The 19861-nt window shown below is 47.2% G+C and carries 17 protein-coding genes; 9 read left to right on the top strand and 8 right to left on the bottom strand.

What is annotated here, in order from left to right:
* Positions 1 to 23: 23 nt before the first annotated feature.
* On the top strand, positions 24 to 605 hold the full coding sequence (locus BMZ54_RS15350; RefSeq protein ID WP_089913238.1) for a Crp/Fnr family transcriptional regulator: 582 nt from the start codon (positions 24 to 26) through the stop codon (positions 603 to 605).
* Positions 606 to 669: 64 nt separating this feature from the next.
* Entirely contained in the window at positions 670 to 1143 is a 474-nt protein-coding gene (locus BMZ54_RS15355) for a DoxX family protein (protein ID WP_089913241.1), read from the top strand.
* Positions 1144 to 1203: 60 nt separating this feature from the next.
* Here BMZ54_RS15355 and BMZ54_RS15360 read toward each other — a convergent pair whose 3' ends face one another.
* Positions 1204 to 2445: an alpha/beta hydrolase-fold protein gene (locus BMZ54_RS15360; protein WP_089913244.1), complete on the bottom strand. Its 1242-nt coding sequence runs from the start codon at positions 2443 to 2445 to the stop codon at positions 1204 to 1206.
* 205 nt (positions 2446 to 2650) lie between these two features.
* Between BMZ54_RS15360 and BMZ54_RS15365 the strand changes: the two genes are divergently transcribed.
* The 5 genes from BMZ54_RS15365 to BMZ54_RS15385 all read left to right on the top strand — a co-directional run bounded on the left by BMZ54_RS15365 (position 2651) and on the right by BMZ54_RS15385 (position 6715).
* A complete protein-coding gene (locus BMZ54_RS15365; protein ID WP_202909254.1) occupies positions 2651 to 4048 on the top strand; it encodes a family 43 glycosylhydrolase in 1398 nt (465 codons plus the stop codon).
* Positions 4049 to 4234: 186 nt separating this feature from the next.
* A complete protein-coding gene (locus BMZ54_RS15370; protein WP_089913248.1) occupies positions 4235 to 4441 on the top strand; it encodes a hypothetical protein in 207 nt (68 codons plus the stop codon).
* Between the two features lies 1 nt (position 4442).
* On the top strand, positions 4443 to 5165 hold the full coding sequence (locus BMZ54_RS15375) for a hypothetical protein (protein ID WP_089913251.1): 723 nt from the start codon (positions 4443 to 4445) through the stop codon (positions 5163 to 5165).
* A gap of 10 nt (positions 5166 to 5175) precedes the next feature.
* Positions 5176 to 5736 carry a DUF6620 family protein gene (locus BMZ54_RS15380; protein WP_089913254.1) on the top strand — a complete coding sequence of 187 codons (561 nt, stop codon included), beginning with the start codon at positions 5176 to 5178 and terminating at the stop codon, positions 5734 to 5736.
* Between the two features lies 1 nt (position 5737).
* Positions 5738 to 6715 (top strand): SPFH domain-containing protein, encoded by a 978-nt coding sequence (locus tag BMZ54_RS15385; RefSeq protein ID WP_089913256.1) that lies wholly within the window; start codon positions 5738 to 5740, stop codon positions 6713 to 6715.
* On the opposite strand, the gene BMZ54_RS15390 is transcribed toward BMZ54_RS15385, so the two are convergent.
* The 5 genes from BMZ54_RS15390 to BMZ54_RS15410 all read right to left on the bottom strand — a co-directional run bounded on the left by BMZ54_RS15390 (position 6710) and on the right by BMZ54_RS15410 (position 14594).
* Positions 6710 to 7726 (bottom strand): aldo/keto reductase, encoded by a 1017-nt coding sequence (locus BMZ54_RS15390; protein ID WP_089913260.1) that lies wholly within the window; start codon positions 7724 to 7726, stop codon positions 6710 to 6712. The genes BMZ54_RS15385 and BMZ54_RS15390 overlap by 6 nt on opposite strands.
* Before the next feature lie 87 nt (positions 7727 to 7813).
* The gene (locus BMZ54_RS15395) at positions 7814 to 8683 is read right to left on the bottom strand and encodes a helix-turn-helix domain-containing protein (RefSeq protein WP_089913264.1); all 870 of its coding nucleotides are present in this window, start codon (positions 8681 to 8683) and stop codon (positions 7814 to 7816) included.
* A gap of 84 nt (positions 8684 to 8767) precedes the next feature.
* Positions 8768 to 9829, bottom strand: a complete 1062-nt coding sequence (locus tag BMZ54_RS15400; protein ID WP_089913267.1) for a glycoside hydrolase family 43 protein — start codon at positions 9827 to 9829, stop codon at positions 8768 to 8770.
* A 15-nt stretch (positions 9830 to 9844) separates the two neighbouring features.
* Positions 9845 to 11404: a RagB/SusD family nutrient uptake outer membrane protein gene (locus tag BMZ54_RS15405; protein ID WP_089913270.1), complete on the bottom strand. Its 1560-nt coding sequence runs from the start codon at positions 11402 to 11404 to the stop codon at positions 9845 to 9847.
* A gap of 19 nt (positions 11405 to 11423) precedes the next feature.
* On the bottom strand, positions 11424 to 14594 hold the full coding sequence (locus BMZ54_RS15410) for a SusC/RagA family TonB-linked outer membrane protein (RefSeq protein WP_089913273.1): 3171 nt from the start codon (positions 14592 to 14594) through the stop codon (positions 11424 to 11426).
* Between the two features lie 135 nt (positions 14595 to 14729).
* Between BMZ54_RS15410 and BMZ54_RS15415 the strand changes: the two genes are divergently transcribed.
* Positions 14730 to 17900 (top strand): ligand-binding sensor domain-containing protein, encoded by a 3171-nt coding sequence (locus BMZ54_RS15415; protein ID WP_089913276.1) that lies wholly within the window; start codon positions 14730 to 14732, stop codon positions 17898 to 17900.
* Entirely contained in the window at positions 17872 to 18630 is a 759-nt protein-coding gene (locus BMZ54_RS15420; RefSeq protein ID WP_202909255.1) for a response regulator transcription factor, read from the top strand. The genes BMZ54_RS15415 and BMZ54_RS15420 overlap by 29 nt, the downstream gene beginning before the upstream one ends.
* Here BMZ54_RS15420 and BMZ54_RS33365 read toward each other — a convergent pair.
* On the bottom strand, positions 18627 to 18794 hold the full coding sequence (locus BMZ54_RS33365; RefSeq protein ID WP_238386591.1) for a hypothetical protein: 168 nt from the start codon (positions 18792 to 18794) through the stop codon (positions 18627 to 18629). The genes BMZ54_RS15420 and BMZ54_RS33365 overlap by 4 nt on opposite strands.
* Complete coding sequence (locus BMZ54_RS15425; RefSeq protein WP_238386592.1) at positions 18791 to 19849, bottom strand: MFS transporter; 1059 nt, start codon at positions 19847 to 19849, stop codon at positions 18791 to 18793. The genes BMZ54_RS33365 and BMZ54_RS15425 overlap by 4 nt, the downstream gene beginning before the upstream one ends.
* Positions 19850 to 19861: the final 12 nt, after the last annotated feature.

Here is a 19861-nt window from a genome sequence, read left to right on the forward strand (position 1 = left end):
ATATTAATTAAATTCAGTTCCCTATGAGCGATTTTGAGTTGATACAACAAGCCATCTATAAACTGCAACCGCTGGACGCTGCGGAGTGGGATGACTTTTCCCAGAAGCTGCTGCTGAAAAATTATAGTAAGGGCGATTTCCTTATCCGTGAAGGGCAGGTGGAGAATTATATTTACTTCCTGAATAAGGGCGCTACCCGTCATTACTTTATTAAAGACGGCAAAGAGTTCACTGTTGATTTTCAATTCCAGGGCGATTTTGTGACCGCCTATTACTCACTCATTACCCGCGAGCCCAGCGCTGTTTTTATTGAGCTGCTGGAGGAGGCCGAAGTGGTAGCCATTCCCCTAAAGGTTCTGAATGAATTTTATGGAAGGTACCATCATGGGGAAAGAATAGGCAGGCTGATGGCGGAATACCAGTACATAAAACGCCTGCGCAAAGAAATGGACCTGCTTTCCTATACGGCGGAGGAGCGTTATACAGCCCTTATGCAGCGCAACCCGGCCATGATACAGCAAATCTCTGTAAAACACCTGTCATCCTACCTGGGCATTCACCCGGAAAGCTTAAGCCGCATCCGCAAGCTGCACGCCCGAAACTAACATACATCATTTTTAAGCTACCCGGTATGGCTGAATTTTGTAGTGCACCTAAAGCAAAACAATCATGAAACCGTTAGTTGTATTATTAGGCGTTTTTACCCTTACCTCCCTCATTGCCTGGTTTAGTACCGGCAACTGGCACCTGGCGTTTGGCGGTAACCTGGCTATGTGCCTTATGTTATTCCTTACCGCAATAGGGCATTTTAAATTTACGCAGGGCATGGCGCTGATGTTACCACCCTTTATGCCTTACAGAACAGGGCTGGTATTAATAACCGGTGTGCTGGAAATAGTATTGGGACTAGCGCTCCTCTTCCCTGCTGTGCGGCCTTATGCAGGATATACACTGATCGTATTCTTTATGCTCATACTGCCTTCTAATATTTACGCAGCCATCAAACATCTTAACATGGAAAAGGCCACCTATGACGGTCCGGGGCTTAGCTACCTGTGGTTCAGGATCCCGCTGCAGGCCTTTTTTATTGGCTGGATCTTTTATTTCTCCATTTACTTACAATCAAAGGCCGCCGCTGTTTAACTACTTCCTTTAACTGCAATCCTGCCATCGGACTGCCAACTGCTAACCGCTAACTGCCAACTATTCTGCCTTATTCAATCGTTCCAGCTTCCTTCGGGTATCAGGGGTTTCCCTGATGGCAAGAGATTTCAGGTAATAAGCTTTTGCGTTCTTATGATCGCCCTTTGCTTCGTATAGATCGCCCATAGAATCATAGGCATTAAAACTTTTAGGATAGTTATCAATGTTCATTTTTAAAAAGTACCAGGCGCGGTCAAACTGTTTTGATTGTATCAGGTTATAGCCTATTACATTCACCAGCTCTTCCTCCGGGGATACTTTGTAACCCATTATGCTGCTCACCATTTCATAATGTTGCATGATCGCTGTATCTCCTTTATAATTGGGTTGCAGCAGCTCCTGGAAAGGGAGGTTATAATTATAAAAGCTAAAGATCGCCCTCAGTCCGTCATATTCAGCCACCAGTGGTATGGTGCCGTGATTATACTCAGGATAATATTTCCAGCTATAGCGTAATCCATTTTTGGGATTGGCTTCTAAAGCATGTTCCAGCTCCATAATGGAACGGGTATGCAATTTTATGAAGCCGAGTATTGTTGTATCCTTTGCAGGAGCCATTCCATCATCTATATTATTAGCCACTGCCAGGTATAAAGACCTGCCTGCAAAATTGTTTTTTCCAAGCGTTGATTGCGCCTGTTTTACCAGCTTCTGATCATCCCACATCACACTGGGATCAATGGCAATGTAAGCGTTGAACAAGCGGGTGTGATTGAGCAGGGTATAAATAGTCATCAACCCTCCCAGGGAATGGCCTATTAATACGCGATAGGGTGCTGTCGGGTATAATGAATCAATATGGGGTATTAGTTCTTTTTCCAGGAAGGAAATAAATTTATCGCCACCGCCGGAACGTGCAACAGACTCACTATCCATCATTGCAGCAGCCGTTACGTGAGTGGGTGTAAGATCGCGGTTACGGTCTGTATTAAGTATGCCCACTACTATCACCGGGGGCAGCATAGTGTTCGGACCACCCTGGCTGAGCCGCTCTACCATCGCCACCACTGCTTTAAAATGATCATCGCCATCCAGCACATAAATCACAGGACAATGCCGCTGTGCATAGATCCCATCCGGTGCGTTGTTTTCCGGCGCATGCACCCAGATCTGCCGGTTTTCATGTAAGGTATTGGCATAGACGGTATCTCTGGTACCCACTATAATATTCTTTTGTGCATGCGTAACAGCAGCAATAAAAAGAGTGGCAAAAACAATAAGAAATATTTTCCGGGTAAACATGTGCAATGCTTTTAAACAAGAATAAGTCAATTCTAAAAATACTTTTGTAAAATGTGATGAAACCCTGTAAAAGTGGGTTGTAACCGGATATTAATAGGAGTAACCGGTATTGACTATTAATCAATTGTAATGCGCTCGTTTTTTTGATGAACGCAATACTGCAAAATCACTAACTTGGTTATATTAATTAACCCAATAGAACCGTATGAAAAACCTATGTAACCACGTCATCGCAGCGCTGTTAATTTTATGCTGCAGCTGTACCAAGCAATTTACCAACAATGACAACAAGACCGTTTCCGGCGAATTAAAAAATTCAGCCAAAGCCGCTGTGGCGGATATGGCGGAGAATCCTTTTGTAAGGTCCATTTACACAGCTGATCCATCGGCACATGTGTGGGCCGATGGACGTTTGTACGTGTATCCCTCCCACGACATTGACCCGCCCCGCGGCTGTGACCTGATGGACCAGTACCATGTATTTTCAACAGACGATATGATCCATTGGACAGACCATGGGGAGATACTGCGCGCCAGCCAGGTACCCTGGGGCCGGCCGGAAGGTGGGTTTATGTGGGCGCCCGACTGCGCTTACAAGAATGGCACCTACTATTTTTATTTCCCTCACCCCAGCGCAACAGACTGGGGCAGCAGCTGGAAAATAGGCGTGGCCACCAGCACCAGCCCTGCCAGCAACTTTGTAGTACAGGGTTACATCCAGGGCCTGGAGCCGCTTATTGACCCCTGTGTGTTTGTGGATGATGACGGGCAGGCCTATTTCTATTATGGCGGCGGCAATGTTTGTAAAGGCGGCAAGCTGAAAGCGAATATGATGGAGATTGATGGCGCTATGCAAACCATGCAGGGCCTTAATGATTTTCATGAAGCTACGTGGGTGCATAAACGTAATGGCGTTTATTATTTGTCGTATGCAGATAACCATGATGTAAACGGTCAGCATAACCGCCTGCAATACGCCACCAGCAATAGTCCCCTGGGCCCCTGGACTTCCAGAGGTGTGTACATGGATCCTACGGATAGCTATACCGATCACGGTTCTATTGTAGAATACAAAGGCCAGTGGTATGCATTTTACCATAACAGCTCTATTTCACATAACGACTGGACAAGATCTATTTGTGTAGATAAGCTGTTCTATAATGCAGATGGCACTATCCAGAAAGTTATCCAGACACCGGGTAATAACAACAATCCCAATCCAGTACCCATTGGCGAAACCATTACGCTGAAAGGTTCCAATAACAATTATGTAAGCAGCGAGAACGGGCAGCAGCCCATGAACTGTAATCGTGCTACGGCACAGGGCTGGGAACAATTCACCATCATGGATGCCGGCGGCGGAAAAGTAGCTTTATTCACACAAGGCAAATATGTTTCTTCAGAGAACGGCCAGCAGCCTATAAACTGTAACCGTACGGCCATTGGCCCCTGGGAGCAGTTTGAATGGATCAATAATACAGATGGCACCATTTCGCTGAAAGGCAATAACGGCCTGTATATTTCCAGTGAGAACGGCACTCAGGCCATGACCTGCAACCACAGCACGGCCGGTGCTTCAGAAAAATTTAAAGTAAATCAATAACGGCGAACGATGATTATGAAACAGGCGGCTGCCCCAGTGGGCGGCCGTTTTGTTTTCCGTGGTATAATATTTTTTGGTTAACATCCAGCGTATTGTTAGTGATCCTGATCATGATTCGCATTTTTAGCACAACTTTTGTAACTTGAACCCGTTTTTAACCACCCCCCTAATAAAAGCAGAGGGCTTATGAGTAATCCATTTAAGAAGATCTCAAACACATCAAAGGAAACCGCCAAAAAATGGGATAATACAAAAGACGAGGCTGCGTTACAAACCGTTACCTGTCCGCAATGTGCCGCCCCCAGGCCGGTTAACACCAATATAGGTACCTGCGCTTACTGCGGGTTCAAATTCATGAATATAGAACTGACCATTAAACCAGGCAAACCCTGATATGAAAGAACAGCTGATCGCACGATGGGATACCTTTCTGCAGAATATAGATAAACGCTTTGAAGAATCGCTGGCACAGGGCGAACAGGCCGTTCTGGAAAGCCTGGAAGAGAATGATTATGACTATTATACCTCTTTTCGTACGCTCATGGCTATACGCATGCAGATAGATGAGTCAGTGATCCGTAAAATTGATACCACCTGGCAGCAGCAGGTATTGCCCCTGATGAAGGCAGATGGAGATGGCTATTATTGGATAGATGAATCATACAAGGCACACCGCGCCAATGACGATATGCACGAACGGATGGCGCTATGGCTATATATTACGGAAGGTAAGCTTTCACAGAAATATTATGACCACGCCATTGAGCTCATCAACCGCGATTTCTTTTGTACCCAGTGTAATGCACCCCTGCAGGTAAAGAAAGATCTTTTCAGGGCTCACTATATTACCTGTAATTATTGCAGCGCGGTAAACACTTTTGAGCCGGAAACAAAGTATGCCACCATTGGCTGGAACGTAGTGGATAACCTGGCCGCTTTATATGCCCTGCAGGAGTATAAAGCTATGCTGCAGGCAAGGAAGCATGGAGGCGCCGCATATGAAAAAGCCGTACGCGTTTATTGTGAAAAATATTTTGATGAACGCATTAAGCTCATGCCCCACACCGCAGAAACCCGTGAACAGGATATTGAAAAAAAGATAAACCTCACACTTTAAAATAAGAGCAATGGAAACAATCAACGGAGTATCATTTGAAGAGTATGCAGCCGCCTGCGGCAACCTGGCACAAGGCATGCCGGAAGAAAAACTGCTACAGGTCCTGCAGCTGGAAAAACCTGTTTGGGATGAAACGGTAGACAAATGGAATGTACGCCTGGGAGAGCTGATGACGGAAGACATGAACTATGCCACCAAGTATGGTGAGCTGTTTGCCAACCCCAAAGCAGGCCGCTTTGCAGGGGAAACCACCGCTTCCAATGCCGGTGACCTGCTGCACCTGGCGCCGGATTATGATGCTTACCAGAAAATATTTTGGCACCAGTCCGTAGCAGCCAGCCATGGCGTAGATCCTGTAACGGTGCTGGAAAGCTACGGCATTGACCTGGGTAAATGGGGTGCGCTGAATATGCATTACATGAATTACCAGAACAACCTGCTGGATCATACACAGCCGGATTATGCAGAAAAATTCCAGTACTTTCAGCAGATCCAGGACAAATGGAGCAATCATTTTGAAGCATATTACCAGGATCATAAAACCGATCTCGCAGGAGATATAAATTTCTGATATGGGCTTATTGGATGCTACTAAGAACCAGTTCCGCTCCGTTATAACCTGGGATGATCCGCAGGAATGGGAGATCTTCAGGAAATTCACGGGCCGGAATGATGAGATCAAGAATGCCTCTACGCTGGTCATACAACCCGGGCAGGGCTGCATTTTCACGTATGAAGGTAAAATAGAAGGCACGTTTTCTGAACCGGGTATGTACAACCTGGAAACAGATAACAAACCTTTTATTACCACGCTTAAAAAGTTCCTGAACTTTTTTGAGAGTGAGCATAAAACGGGTCTTTGGTTTTACCGGACCGCAGAGATCGTGAACATCCGCTGGGGCACACGCATTCCCATTACGTATAATGATCCTGTATATAGTTTCCCCGTGAACCTGCGCGCTTATGGGAACTTTTCTATTAGGATCGTTCAGGCGGCAGAATTCTTTACGCGTATTGTAGCAGCCAAGTCTGTGTATTATGCATACGACCTGCAGGAGCTGCTGCTTTCCAGGATCTCGCAACCCATTGGCCAATACCTGGCCAATGCAAAATTCTCCTACGCAGAAGTTGACCGCAATCTTGAGAAAATAGCAGCGGATGCGGCGGAGAAAACGGTCAAGGAGTTTGAGGAATTTGGCTTTACCCTGCTGGATTTTCGCATAGAAGGCGCTGCCTTTGATGAAGAAACCAATAAAAGGATTGGCGGCATTTCCGATGTGCAAGCCGATGTAAAGGCAGCACAGCTGGCCGGTGTACCTTTTGAAACCCTGCAGAAAATGATGGCTATGCGCGAAGCCGCTAAGAATGAAGGCGGGCAGGCAGCGCATGTGATCACCGCATTGAACATGAACCAGCCGGCGCCACAACCCGCCGCCAGCACGCCCTCTGTTAAAGACCGGCTTAAAGCGCTGAAGGAATTGTTTGATGAAGGGCTGCTGGATGAAGAAGAGTACAAGCTCAAAAAGCAGGAGCTCATGAAGGAGTTATGATATACGATCAGCTGCTACATTTTCCAGCACCCAGGCCGGATATTCTTTAGTAAGCTGGCTTACCTGATCCAATTGTTGCAGCTCTTCCGGCGTGAATTTTACATTCACAGCTGCCAGGTTATCTGTAAGCTGCGCAGGTTTATTAGCGCCAATGATCACGCTCGTAACTGCACGCTGGTGCAGCAGCCAGGCCAGTGAAAGCTGCGCCACGGTAGCGCCTTTGGCTTCCGCCATGGGGTGTAGCACATCCAGGATATCAAATGCCCGTTCCTTATTCACCTGGATAATATCAAAGCCCGCCAAACGGCCTTCCTCCGGCACCTGCCCGCGCTTATACTTGCCGCTCAGTAAACCACCGGCCAAAGGGCTCCACACCATCAGGCCTACCTGCTGATCATTTAACAGGGGTATCAGCTCCCGTTCCATTTCACGGCTGGCAATGGTATAATATGCCTGCAGGCTTACAAATTTAGCCAGGTGGTTATGCTGTGAGTAGCTTAATGATTTCATCAGTTGCCAGGCAAACAGGTTGCTGGCGCCTATGTACCGAACCTTGCCGCTGCGCACCAGGTCGTTCAGTACATCCAGCGTTTCTTCCAGCGGGGTAAGCGGATCGAAGGCGTGCACCTGGTAAAGATCAATGTAATCGGTTTGCAGCCGTTTAAGGCTGGCATCTGCCTGCTGCATAATATGCTTGCGGCTTAGCCCCTGGTTATTGGGGCCGGGCGCCATGGGGCGGAATACCTTGGTGGCAATCACCAGCTCGTCCCGGTTAATACCTAAATTACGTATGGCCTGACCCGTAAGCTCCTCTGATTGTCCGAATGAATATACATTGGCAGTATCAATAAAATTCACGCCCGCATCAATAGCTGTTTTCATCAGCCCATCCACACTCTCCTGCCCTAAGCTGCCAATAGCAGCAAAACGGCCGCTGCCGCCAAAGGTCATGGTTCCCAGGCAAAGTTCTGAAACTTTCATACCGGTATTGCCTAACAAATTGTATCGCATGTTTGTAAGATTTTATACTACAAAATTAGCGGTACCTGCCAGGCCGGCATAATGCCTTTCAAAGTAAAAACTATAAAAATCAAAGTATTATCTGCGGAGCGATAAAGGAGTAACGCCCGTATTCTTCTTGAAAAAATTGTTGAAATAGGTAGGGTATTCAAAGCCCAGGCTGAATGCAATATCTGATACGCTCCAGTCCGTATGTTTTAATAAAGCCTGGGCTTCATGGGTAATGCGTTCGGAGATCAGGATGCTGGTAGATTTGCCGGTTACTTCCTTTACCGCATGATTCAGATGGTTCACATGTACGGAAAGGCTTTTTGCAAAATCATTGGCCTTTTTCAGCTTCAGCTCCCGGTCCGGTGAGCTGATGGGGAACTGTCTTTCCAGCAGCTCCATGAACATTGCAGCAATACGGGCAGCAGCATTTGCATGTGGTGCGGAGCTAAGCGCCGGTTGCATTTTCAGGGATATATGGATCAGCAGGTTCACATAATTACGGATCACATCGTACTTATAAACATAGTCTGTTGCCAGCTCCGTCATCATATCCTCATAGATCCTGTTTACAGCAGCCAGCTGTGTTTTGTCCAGGAAAAACACCTTGTCGCTGCCCGTTTTAAAAAGCGTGGATTGCTGCAGGTGCTCTATGCGCCCGCCTGCTTTCAGGAACGCCTCCGTAAAAATGCAGGAGTATCCCTTACGCGCTGCCACCTTGCTTTCCAGGGAATAAGGCACCAATGGATTGGTGAAGATCAGTGCCGGCTGGTTGATCTCAATGCTCCTGTCTGCATAATGCAGGATACTTTTCCCGATCAGCACCCAGATTTTATAAAAATCCCTCCGGTTGTAAGGCGTAGCTTCCAGTGAGCCGGAAGATGCATATTGCTGCACGTTGAACTGGTTCTGCGCCTGCAGGTCAAAGAATTTTTTATCCGGAAGGGGATGTTTTTTCATAAGATAAAAGTAAGAAAATCAAAGGCATAAAAAAACGGCTGCCCATTGAGCAGCCGCTTTGTGTCCCTTGTGCTTTGCTTATTATTATTCCCCGGAGGGTACTTTAATAGCCATACCTATATTAACCGGTGTTTTAAAATCCGGCGTGCCATCTGCCTTCCAGGTAAACGGCTGCATACGCGGACTTCTTTTACCACCACAACCCTGCCCTGGCAGGGGGTTAGCATGGTAAATGATCCAGTCTTCCTTTTGATCAATAGATTTAAAGAACCCATTATGCCCCGGTGCAAAAGCGCCGGCGCTCTCGCTCTTTGTAAAAACGGGGGCAGCGCTCTTTTGCCAGTCTGCGGCATTCAGCGGGTTACCGCCTTCCTTTAAGGTCAGCAGCCCCAGTGCATAGTCATCTGTCCAGCAACCGCTGGCAGAGTACGTAAGGAATACGCGTCCTGCTGCATTTTTCAATATTTCCGGTCCTTCATTCACCTGCGGCAGCCCACCGCCGGCACCTTTTTTCTCCCAGTCATAAGTGGGCGAGGAGATCATTACCCGTGCACCGCTAATGGTCCAGGGATCGCTCATAGGGGCAATATAGATCAGCTGTTGGGTATTCACATCGCCTTCCCAGCCGGACCAGATCATGTACAGCTGGTTGTTGTATTCAAACACAGAGCCATCAATGGCCCATTTATCGGTAGCATCTGCTACTTTTCCCTTAAAGGTCCAGCTGCCCTGCGTAGGGTCTGCGCTGGCATTTTCAATTACGTACATACGATGATTGTCGTTATTACCATCATCGGCCGCAAAATAAACATACCATTTGCCTTGCAGGTAATGCAGCTCAGGCGCCCAGATCTCGCGGGAATAGGGGCCGCTGGCAGGCGCCGTCCATACGGTGTTCATGGACTGCTTACCCAGCTGCGACATTTTAGTAGTAGCGATCAACCCGATGCGGTTGCCCAGCGTATTGGTATAATAATATTTACCATCCTTAAATATTACCCAGGGATCGGGCCCGCTGTTTAATAAGGGATTGGTAAAAGTAGCGCCGGAAGTATCCGGCTTATTGGTATTGCCATCTGTTCCGTTGCTTCTTGAACAGGAGCTGGCAAACATCAATAACACTAAACATAAAAGACGGTTGATCATAATTCAATTTTTATTTTATTTCCAGCCGGGGTTTTGTTCAAGGTTTGGATTTACATCTAAATCCTGCTGCGGTATGGGCAGCAGCTCATGTTTGCCTACCTGGAAGTTGGCAAAGCCTGCATCGCGCTGTGCCAGCTGCGGGCCCAGATCGCCCCAGCGGACAAGGTCTTCCCAGCGGTGGCCTTCACCGGATAGTTCCGTAACACGCTCATGTTTCAGCTGCGCTAAAAAAGTAGCGCCGCTTAAGCCGGGTTTTACAACAGACAGTTTTTGCAGGCCGGCCCTTTCCCTTACCATATCCACATATTTATAGGCTTCGGCAGAGCGGCTTAACGCATTCAATGCTTCGGCATATAACAGCAGCACGTCTGCAAAACGAATGTAACGGTAATTATTACCGGAGTGAAATGATTCTCCATTATCGGTAAAATCATTCAGCAGTTTCCGGAAATATACATCATGCGTATTAGGCACTGCGGAAGGATCGCTGGAATAGCCCAGTGAAGAAAATGTTTTACCATATACCAGGGTATAATCCGGTCCTCTTTCATCTGTAGAATCATAAATGAAGGATGCAGCCAGCCGGGGATCACGTTGATTGGTTGTGGTGCGCTCCGTTAAAAATTCATGCACTACCCACCTGCGTGCCTGCCCGTCTGTAAAGCCTATGGGGCGTGGCGCAAAGAACGGGGGTATGGAAGAGCCGTAGTTCAGCCTATCCTGGTTATTAGGGTCCGTATCATCATCATGGTTATCTGTTGGGTTCACGGCAAACTGGTATTCAAAAACAGATTCTGAATTGTTCTCTTTTGTAATTACAAAGTTATCCCGGTAATTGGCCACCAGTGAATACACTCCATTGCCTTCTCCTGTAAAGAACCACTGGAAAGCATTGGCAGCATCCTGGTACTTACGCTCCTGCATAAACGCTTTTCCCAGCAGCGCATATGCCGCGCCACGGGTAGCCCTTCCTTTATTGCTGTCATTATAGGCAATGGGCAATGCCGGAGCTGCTTCTGTCAGGTCTTTCTCTATCTGTGCCCATACCTGCGCCTGGGTGGAGGTGGCTGGATGATCGTCCGGCAAAGAGGTTTTCAGCTGCAGGGGTACATTGCCCCACCATTGTGCAAGGTTATAGTAGAACAGCGCGCGCATAAATTTGGCCTCTCCCAGTAATTGCTGTTTGACTGCTTCATCCATTTCTATTGAGGGCACATTATCCAGCACCTGGTTGGCGCGGTTAATGCCTATATAACAATCCTGCCAAACAGTGCGTGTTTCCCACAGGTTATAATCTGTAATGATAAATTTATCGAAGTTGTTCACCAGCGTAGGATTGGGGCTGGTGCTATAGCCTTCGTCTGTGCGGACCATGCTGATGAAGAACTGGTTCCGGCACAACCCTACACGGTGGTAAGTGCTGTACAGGGAGTTTACCCCATCCTGTGCATCCTTTGCTGTTTTCCAGAAATTGGTAATGGCAGGCGTATTAGGATTGGCTATATCAAGTTTGCTTTTGCAACCTGCTGCCATTAACATAACAGCGGTAGCGGAAACCAAAAATATCTTTTTCATAACTTTCTTTTGCTGATGATTAGAATTCGCATTGCACACCAAATGAAATAATGCGGCTGGCCGGCCAGTTCCCATTGTCAAAACCGCGCAGCTGCAGACCGGATCCCTTTACGTCTGGATCCAGTCCCTTATAACCGGTAAAAGTTACCAGGTTTTGCCCACTAACATATACGCGCGCAGTGGCAATGTTAGCCTTTTTAAGCAGGCTTTCCGGCAGTGAATAACCCAGCTCTAAATTGCGGATCCTTGCATAGGAGCCGTTTTCCAGCCAGCGGGAGCTGTTTGCATAATTGTTGGAGCTAATGCCGGCATCCCCCACCTCTATGCCCAGCCGGGGATCACTGGTATTGGTGTTGTCAGGTGTCCAGGGATTTATGTCTGTGCGGAAGTTAGTGGTCTGGTAACCATCCAGCACACGGCGGATATCGTTGTATACCTTATAACCAAACACACCTACTACCTGCAGGTTCAGTGAGAATTGTTTGTAGCTGGCATTGAACTGTGCACCGCCCTGGAACTTAGGCCAGGGGGAACCTACAAATACACGGTCATCATTATTGATCTGTCCATCGCCGTTATTATCCAAGTATTTTACATCACCTGGTTTGGCCTGCGGCTGTATCACGGTACCGCTCTTATTTTTGTAGTTATTGATCTCGTCCTGGTTCTGGAAAAGCCCTTCTGCCTTTAACATATACCAGGAGCTCATGGCATTGCCGATCTTTGATCTTACAAAAGTAATGTTGGTAACATCTACATAATCCACACCCACACCCTGGTTACCTACTCCTATTACACGGTTCTGAATGGTAGTACCGTTAATGCCCAGGTCCCATTTGAAAGGGCCTTCATTATGCCGGTAAGTTATGCTGAACTCCACACCGCGGTTGCGGATAGAAGCGGCATTGTCTACGATCTTGGAATCAGCAGTACCAAGGTAATAACCTAAAGGCACATCCACCAACACATCTTCTGAGCGGTTGTTATATAATTCCAGGGTTACATCGATTCTGTTATTTAACAGGGATGCATCCAGGCCAATATTTGTTGCTTTACGTTTTTCCCAACGCAGATTAGGATTAGCAATAATTGCCTGGTAAGCGCCACCTACCGGGTTCTGATCTACCCCATATACGGCACGGGGACTCCTGTTAATATAACCCAGCGTAGGCCAGGAACCGCCAATACTACTCAAAGCGTCACTAATACCCAGCACTCCATAAGAGGCACGTAGTTTCAAATCGGATATCCAATTCACATTAAAGAATGATTCTTTGCTGATACGCCAGGCCGCTGACGCTGAATAAAATTTACCGGTCTGGTAATTCGCTCCAAACCTGGAATCCTGGTCTATTCTGCCAGAAAAGGTTACCAGGTATTTATCGGCATATGAATAGTTCAACCGTCCTAAAAAACCCTGTATGCGGTAAAATTCAGAGGTACCACTGCCTGCAGAAGAAATACCCAGGCCGGAGGTAATAGTGGTAAAGGTTTGCCCGCCAATATTCTGCAGACCTGTACGGCTGCCGTTGGTAAACTCTCTTTTCTGTTGCCGGTAAGAGTACCCCACCACACCATTAATATTATGTACGCCAATTGTTTTATTAAAGTTCAGCGTATGTTCCAGCAGCATATTTGTGAACTGTGATCTTTCTTCCGTTACAAAAGTAGCTGCCGGCTGGTTGGCGTAACGCCAGATGCCTGTATCCCGTACTTCTTTTGCAAAATCAAAGCTGGCTTCCAAACCGCCGTTGAGGCGATAGCTTAACCAGTCTGTAATCTTAAAATCAACATAGGCATTACCTACTATTTTGGAGTAGTTGAAATTACCTTTATCCAATGCTGCTACCGCCAGGTAGTTGTTAGCATAGGTAGGTATTTCCGTAGTACCTATACCCCAGCCACCGGGGTTATTGGGGATGGACTTATACATATCACTCTGTACCGCAATAATGGGTAGCATTTGCGGAGCTTCATAAAAAGCATTGATACCGCCCATGGGATTACGGCCGCTGGTATAGCTAAGCACCATATTCTCCCCTACGGTCAGTCTTCCCTTTTTGGCTTCTGTATTGATCCGTAAGCTGGTTCTGTCAAAATCATTGGCCTGTAATACGCCTTTGTTCTTAAAGTAGCTGCCGGATATTAAGTAGCTGCCGCTGCTGCCGCCACCGGATACGCCTATATTATAATCCTGCGTGTTGCCGGTACGGTAAATAGCATCCTGCCAGTCGGTATTAATAGTATTATTCGTCAGCTGCGCAGCTATGCCGGGAGGCAGTGCCTGACCGGAATTGGCGTACTGCGTTTGCGCCGTTTTCAGGTACTGGCCTGCATCCATTACATCCCAGCGTTTGGGTATTTCCTGCACGCCATATTTAGCGGAAAAGCTCACTTTAGCTGGCCCTGAACGGCCTTTGCGGGTGGTGATGATAATTACGCCGTTAGCGGCCTGGGAACCATAGATAGCGGCTGCAGAAGCGTCTTTCAATACCTGCATGGATTCAATGTCGTTGGTATTAATAGTGGAGTTAGCAGCAGCTATCATCCCATCAATTACATATAATGGAGCGCTGGTGACGAAGCTAGCCACTCCTCTTATTTCCACTACCGGATTTTGCCCAGGGGCGCCGCCATTACGCACCGTTACGCCGGGTACAAGCCCCTGCAGTGCTTCCGCTGCTGAATTAGCAGTAACGGCAGATGAGTTCTTAATGTTCACCGGGGCAGTAGCGCCGGTAAGATCTTTTTTGCGTACGCTTTGGTAACCGATCACCACTACTTCATTCATACCTATGTTGGTACTTTGTAGCGTAATGGTATAATCAGCAGCGCCGGTTACAGGTGTTTCCTTACTTGCATAACCAATATAGGATACTACCAGTATATCGCCCGCAGCTGCCTGAATGGTGAACTTACCCTCGTTGTTAGTGCTGGCCGATACCTGTTTGCCTTTCACTACCACCGTAGCACCGGGCAGCATTTCCCCTTCGGAAGACTTTACAGTACCGCTTACAGGTGATTGTGCAAACACTGCCGCCTGTAGGCACAACAGGCTTACCACCAATAAAGCTAAAGGCCGCAGCCGGGTACTAAAAAAGATGACATGGAATAACGAAAAAGATAAAGGATAACGTGGGCCGCCCTGACGTGATGGCAGCTGATCCCCTCCCGAGTAGAAGAATTTCATAACGTTCGTTTAAAAGTAAAATAACAGTAATTGAATGAGACGGGCTGTTCACCACGTCTCAAAAAGTGTTCAATTTTTCTCACTTATGCTCTTTAAAGCTTTTGTATCTTTAATTCAGGGTACAAACAATTCCAGATGCGCTTTTGGAGCCACGTCATGTTGTTATTAATTATTGCCGCTATTGCCGGTCATCGTGCAAAGGGGCAATCGTACTATTTCAAAACATACCAGGTTGAAAATGGCTTATCCAATAATGCAGTACTCAGCAGCCTGCTGGATAGCAAAGGTTTTTTATGGTTAGGTACCCGGGATGGCCTGAACCGTTTTGATGGTTATTCCTTTAAAGTGTTCCTGCCGGATGTTACTGTACCTAAGACCTTAGGCAACAACTATATTCATACCTTATATGAATATGGCGGCATGATATGGGCCGGTACAGAAAAAGGATTGTTCCGCATGAACCCTGCCACCGAGCAGTTCAGCCATTTTGAAGCCAGTGGCCAGGCAGCAGTACGTGATATTAAAGCAGACGGTAAAGGCAATATCTGGTTCATAGCAGATTTTACACTGGTAAAGTATAATACCACAACCGGCAAAGTGGAAAGATATGATCCGCAAAAATATTTTGACGCCAGTGCAGTGTGTATAGCCGTTGACGGTACCGTATGGGTGCCTACCCGTAACAGCAAAATTGAAAAGTACAATGCAGCAGATAACAGCTTTACAGCCTATGATGTTTTTAATAAGTCGCCGCAGCCCATTTCCAGGATCATTAATAAGATCTATGATACCGGCCAGGGCTTCCTGCTCATAGGCACTGCCAAACAGGGTTTTAAAAAGTTTGACCCGCTTACCGGTAACTATACTGATCTGGTGCGCGCTAACCCGGATGGCACGCCCCTGTTTGTAAGGGATATCATCAGCAAGGATAAAAACCACTACTGGATCGCTACTGAATCAGGTATCTATGTGTATGATGCGCTCACGAATGAAAGCCATCACCTGCAAAAACAATACAACAATCCCTGGTCTTTATCAGATAACGCAGTGTATACCTTATGCCGGGATAAAGAAGGCGGTATGTGGGCAGGTACTTATTTCGGAGGACTGAATTATTGCCCGGAGCCCTATACCTATTTTGAAAAATTCTTTCCCATCACCAACGAGAACTCACTAACGGGCAACGCCGTACGGGAAATTCATCCTGACCAATACGGCAACCTGTGGATAGGCACAGAAGACCGGGGCCTGAATAAGCTGGATGTAAAAAATAACCGGTTCAGCTGCTTTGAACCTTCCGGCATACCAACTGCCATTTCCAACACCAACCTGCATGGGCTGCTGCTAACCGGCGATACTTTATGGATCGGTACTTTTGAAAGCGGGCTGGATCTGTTCAACATCCGCACCAACAAAGTGATCAGACACTATGTGGATGATGGTACACCCCATTCCTTCAACAGTAATTTTATATATAGTATTTACCGCACGCCCGGTGGCGATGTGTTGCTAACCACCGCAGCGGGCATCTACAAAGCGCTGCCTGACAGAAGCGGCTTTGAGCCTTTTAATGGATTACCGCTAAACTTCTTTTATACTACTGTATTACAGGATAGCAGGGGGCTTATCTGGGCAGGCACCTCCCGCGATGGCCTGTATTGCCTGGATCCGCAAACAGGCCGGAACCAGCTTTTTTTAAAGAATAACCGTATTAACCAGGTAGTGGAAGACAGCCATGGGGACCTGTGGATCACTACAGAAGAAGGTTTGTATCAATACAAACATAAGGACGCGCAGTGGAAATGTTATACCATGCAGCAGGGCTTTCCCAGTAACCTCATGTACTGTGTGCTGGAAGATGAGAAAAAGCAGGAGCTGTGGATCAGCACCTCCAAAGGGCTGGCGCGTTTTAACCCACACTCGGGTAACCTGAAGGTATATACGAAAGCCAATGGCTTACTGAGCGATCAGTTTAATTACAGCTCGGCCTACAAGGATAGCAGCGGCAATATGTACTTTGGCTGCGTAAAGGGTATGATCCGTTTTAATCCGGCCTCCTTTGAGGAAAACCATCATGAGCCGCCGGTATATTTCACAGGCTTCCAGGTATCCAACCGGGAGCTGGAAATTGGCGGTAAAGATGGTATCCTGAAGCAGTCTATCATTTTTACAGATACCATCCGCCTGCCTTATAATAAATCATCATTCAGCATCAACTTTGCTGCGCTGAGCTTTACAGCGCCTGAAATGACCCAGTATGCCTACAAAATGGAAGGCCTGCGGGAAGCCTGGACCTACAGCGCTAACCGCACCGTGTATTTTACAGAGCTGCTGCCCGGTAAATATACCTTTCGTTTAAAAGCAGCCAATAACAGCGGGCAGTGGAACGGTAAAGAAACATTGCTTTTTATAGAAGTGCTGCCGCCCTTCTGGGCCAGCCCGCTTGCTTTTGCATTGTATGTGGTGCTGATTATAGTGATCGTATGGCTGCTGGTACGGAACTATCACCGGCGCAACAAGGAAAAAACACGCCGCCGTATGGAGCTGCTGGAATATGAAAAAGAGAAAGAGATCTACCGCTCCAAGATCGAATTTTTTACCAATGTAGCGCATGAGATCCGCAACCCGCTCACGCTTATTAAGGGGCCATTGGAAAAAGCGCTGAAAAAGGCGGCCGCCTTACCGGATATGCTCAAATACCTAAAAACAATGGAGCGTAATACCAACCGGCTGGTGGAATTAAGCCAGCAGCTGCTGGACTTCCGGCAAACCGAAAAGGAAGGCTATCGCTTAAATTTTGTACGCACCGATGTATCAGCGCTAACAAAGGAAATATTTGAAACCTTTATTCCCATGGCAGAAGAAAAACATTTCAGCTATGTGCTTCAGCTGCCGGAGAAACCATTGTTTGCCTACCTGGATGTGGAAGCATTCCGTAAAATAGCCGGCAACCTGGTAGATAATGCGTTAAAATATGGCGAAGCACAGGTAAGCATACACTTAACTATGGAAGCGCCTGAAAACAACTGGTTCCTGCTGATCATAGAGAATGATGGCCCGCTGGTGCCTGAAAGCTGGAAGGAAAAGATCTTTGAACCTTTTGTAAGATTAAAAAGCTCCTCCGGCAAACCGGGCAGCGGCATAGGACTGGCCCTGGCAAGATCCTTAGCCAGCCTGCATCATGGCACCCTGCTGCCGGAGCTAACGGAAAAAAATAAATTTGTGCTGCGGTTACCCGTGCACCAGGATGTTGAATTTGAATTTAAAAAGGTACGCTATGCACCCAACGCTGCTGCTGGTAGATGACAACGAAGAAATACTGGTTTTTCTGAAAGATGACCTGGAGGAACATTACGCCATTTTTACCGCTGGCAGCGGTACAGAGGCATTGGAAGTACTGAATACAGAAGTGATACAGCTGGTAGTATCTGATGTAATGATGCCGGACATGGATGGCTTTGAGCTATGCAGCCATATTAAGAATAACGTAGAGTACTGCCATATACCCGTGATATTGCTTACTGCCAAAAACACGTTACAAGCTAAAATAGAAGGGCTGGAAATAGGCGCCGATGCTTATGTGGAGAAACCTTTCTCACCTGAATTTTTGCAGGCGCAGATAGCCAGTCTGCTCAGCAACCGGAATAAGGTAAAAGCCCATTTTGCAAGCTCACCACTGGCGCATATAAAAAGCATGGCCTATAATAAGGCCGATGAGCAGTTCCTGGGCAATTTGCAGCAGATCATTGGCAAACACCTGGATGATAAAATGCTGGATGTGGAATTCCTGGCAAAACAGATGAATATGAGCCGCCCTACCTTATACAGGAAGATCAGCGTACTGTCTGACATGAGCCCTCATGAGCTGATCAATCTTACCCGTTTAAAAAAAGCGGCAGAGCTGCTGCTCACTGGCAACTATAAAGTGAATGAAGTAGCGGACATGCTGGGATTCAGCTCTCTGGCCAATTTCGGAAGAAGCTTCAGCAAACAGTTTGGCCTGTCGCCGGTGGAGTATATGAAACGGAACAGCTAAGCTGCATCTTTAACCTTAGGCCGCAGGAACACCAATAGCATACCCACAGCGGCCAGGATCACTACAGACATTAAAGCAAAATCCCGCCCCAGGTGGCCTGCATCTGTTGACTTACCCAGGAAGTTGGTAATAAATGCGCCGGAAAACACACCGCCCATATTCATAAGGCCATAGGCCGTAGCCCTGTGCCGCGGCGCAACAAACTGGCACAGGATGGGCATATTATTGCCGTCATGCCAAAGCCAATACCAAAACAAAAGGCAGATGCTACAAGAAAGAAAGTAGAATGGCCCACACCCAGCAGGAACAGGGCCGGTATGGTTAACCCCAGGCCAATGGCGCTGGTATATACGCGGCCTTTCACATTCCATTGCACCCAGCGGTCAGATAATAAACCGCCTGCAATTACACCTATGAAGGAAGATGCTGCGATGGTAATAGTGGCTACAGGGCCTGCCTGGCTCATTGGCACATGCAGGCTGTTGGAAAAAAGTGTAGGCAGCCAGTTCTTGATAGCCCAGCCAGGTATGCTGGGAATGGAAAAATACAACAGGATGATCCAGAATGGCAACAAAGTTAATAAGCCTTTCAGTCCCTGGAAAAAATGAGGATGTTCTTCATCCGTAAGCGGGCCTGTTGTTGCAGACGAACGCCTTTCCTTCAGGAAAAAGATCAGTACCACAGCATATACAACACCAATAAACCCAAACCCGTGAAAAGTATCCTGCCAGGAGTAAGCAGCTGCAATGGTAGCGCCAAAGCCGCCCAGGGCCTGCCCCATATACAGCCCGGTCATATGGATGCCTACTGCCAGCGAGCGGGTGGAAGAGCTGTGGTAATCCGCTATCAGGGACAATGCTGCAGGAATGTACAACGCCTCGCTGATACCCATCACAGCCCTTAACCAGTAAAGCTGGTTAAAACCGGTAGCATAACTCATCAATAGTGTAACACCCGACCATACGAACAGGCTGCCAATGATCAGCCATTTACGGCTAACCTTATCTGCAATAATTCCGGATACCGGCGACATAAACCCATAGATCCAAAGGAACACCGCCATTAAACGTCCAAAGTTAGTGGCGCTTTCCAGCTCGCGGATGTCCAGCTGAATGGAAGGCTTCATGGTTGAAAGCATTTGCCTGTCCAGGTAATTCAGCAAGGCTACAAACCAAAGCAGGGCTACCACTACCCATGGATAATATCGTGCTTGTTTCATCTTTCCCTCTTG

Origin of the sequence: Chitinophaga rupis, from assembly GCF_900109685.1 — a bacterium.
Lineage (GTDB): Bacteria > Bacteroidota > Bacteroidia > Chitinophagales > Chitinophagaceae > Chitinophaga > Chitinophaga rupis.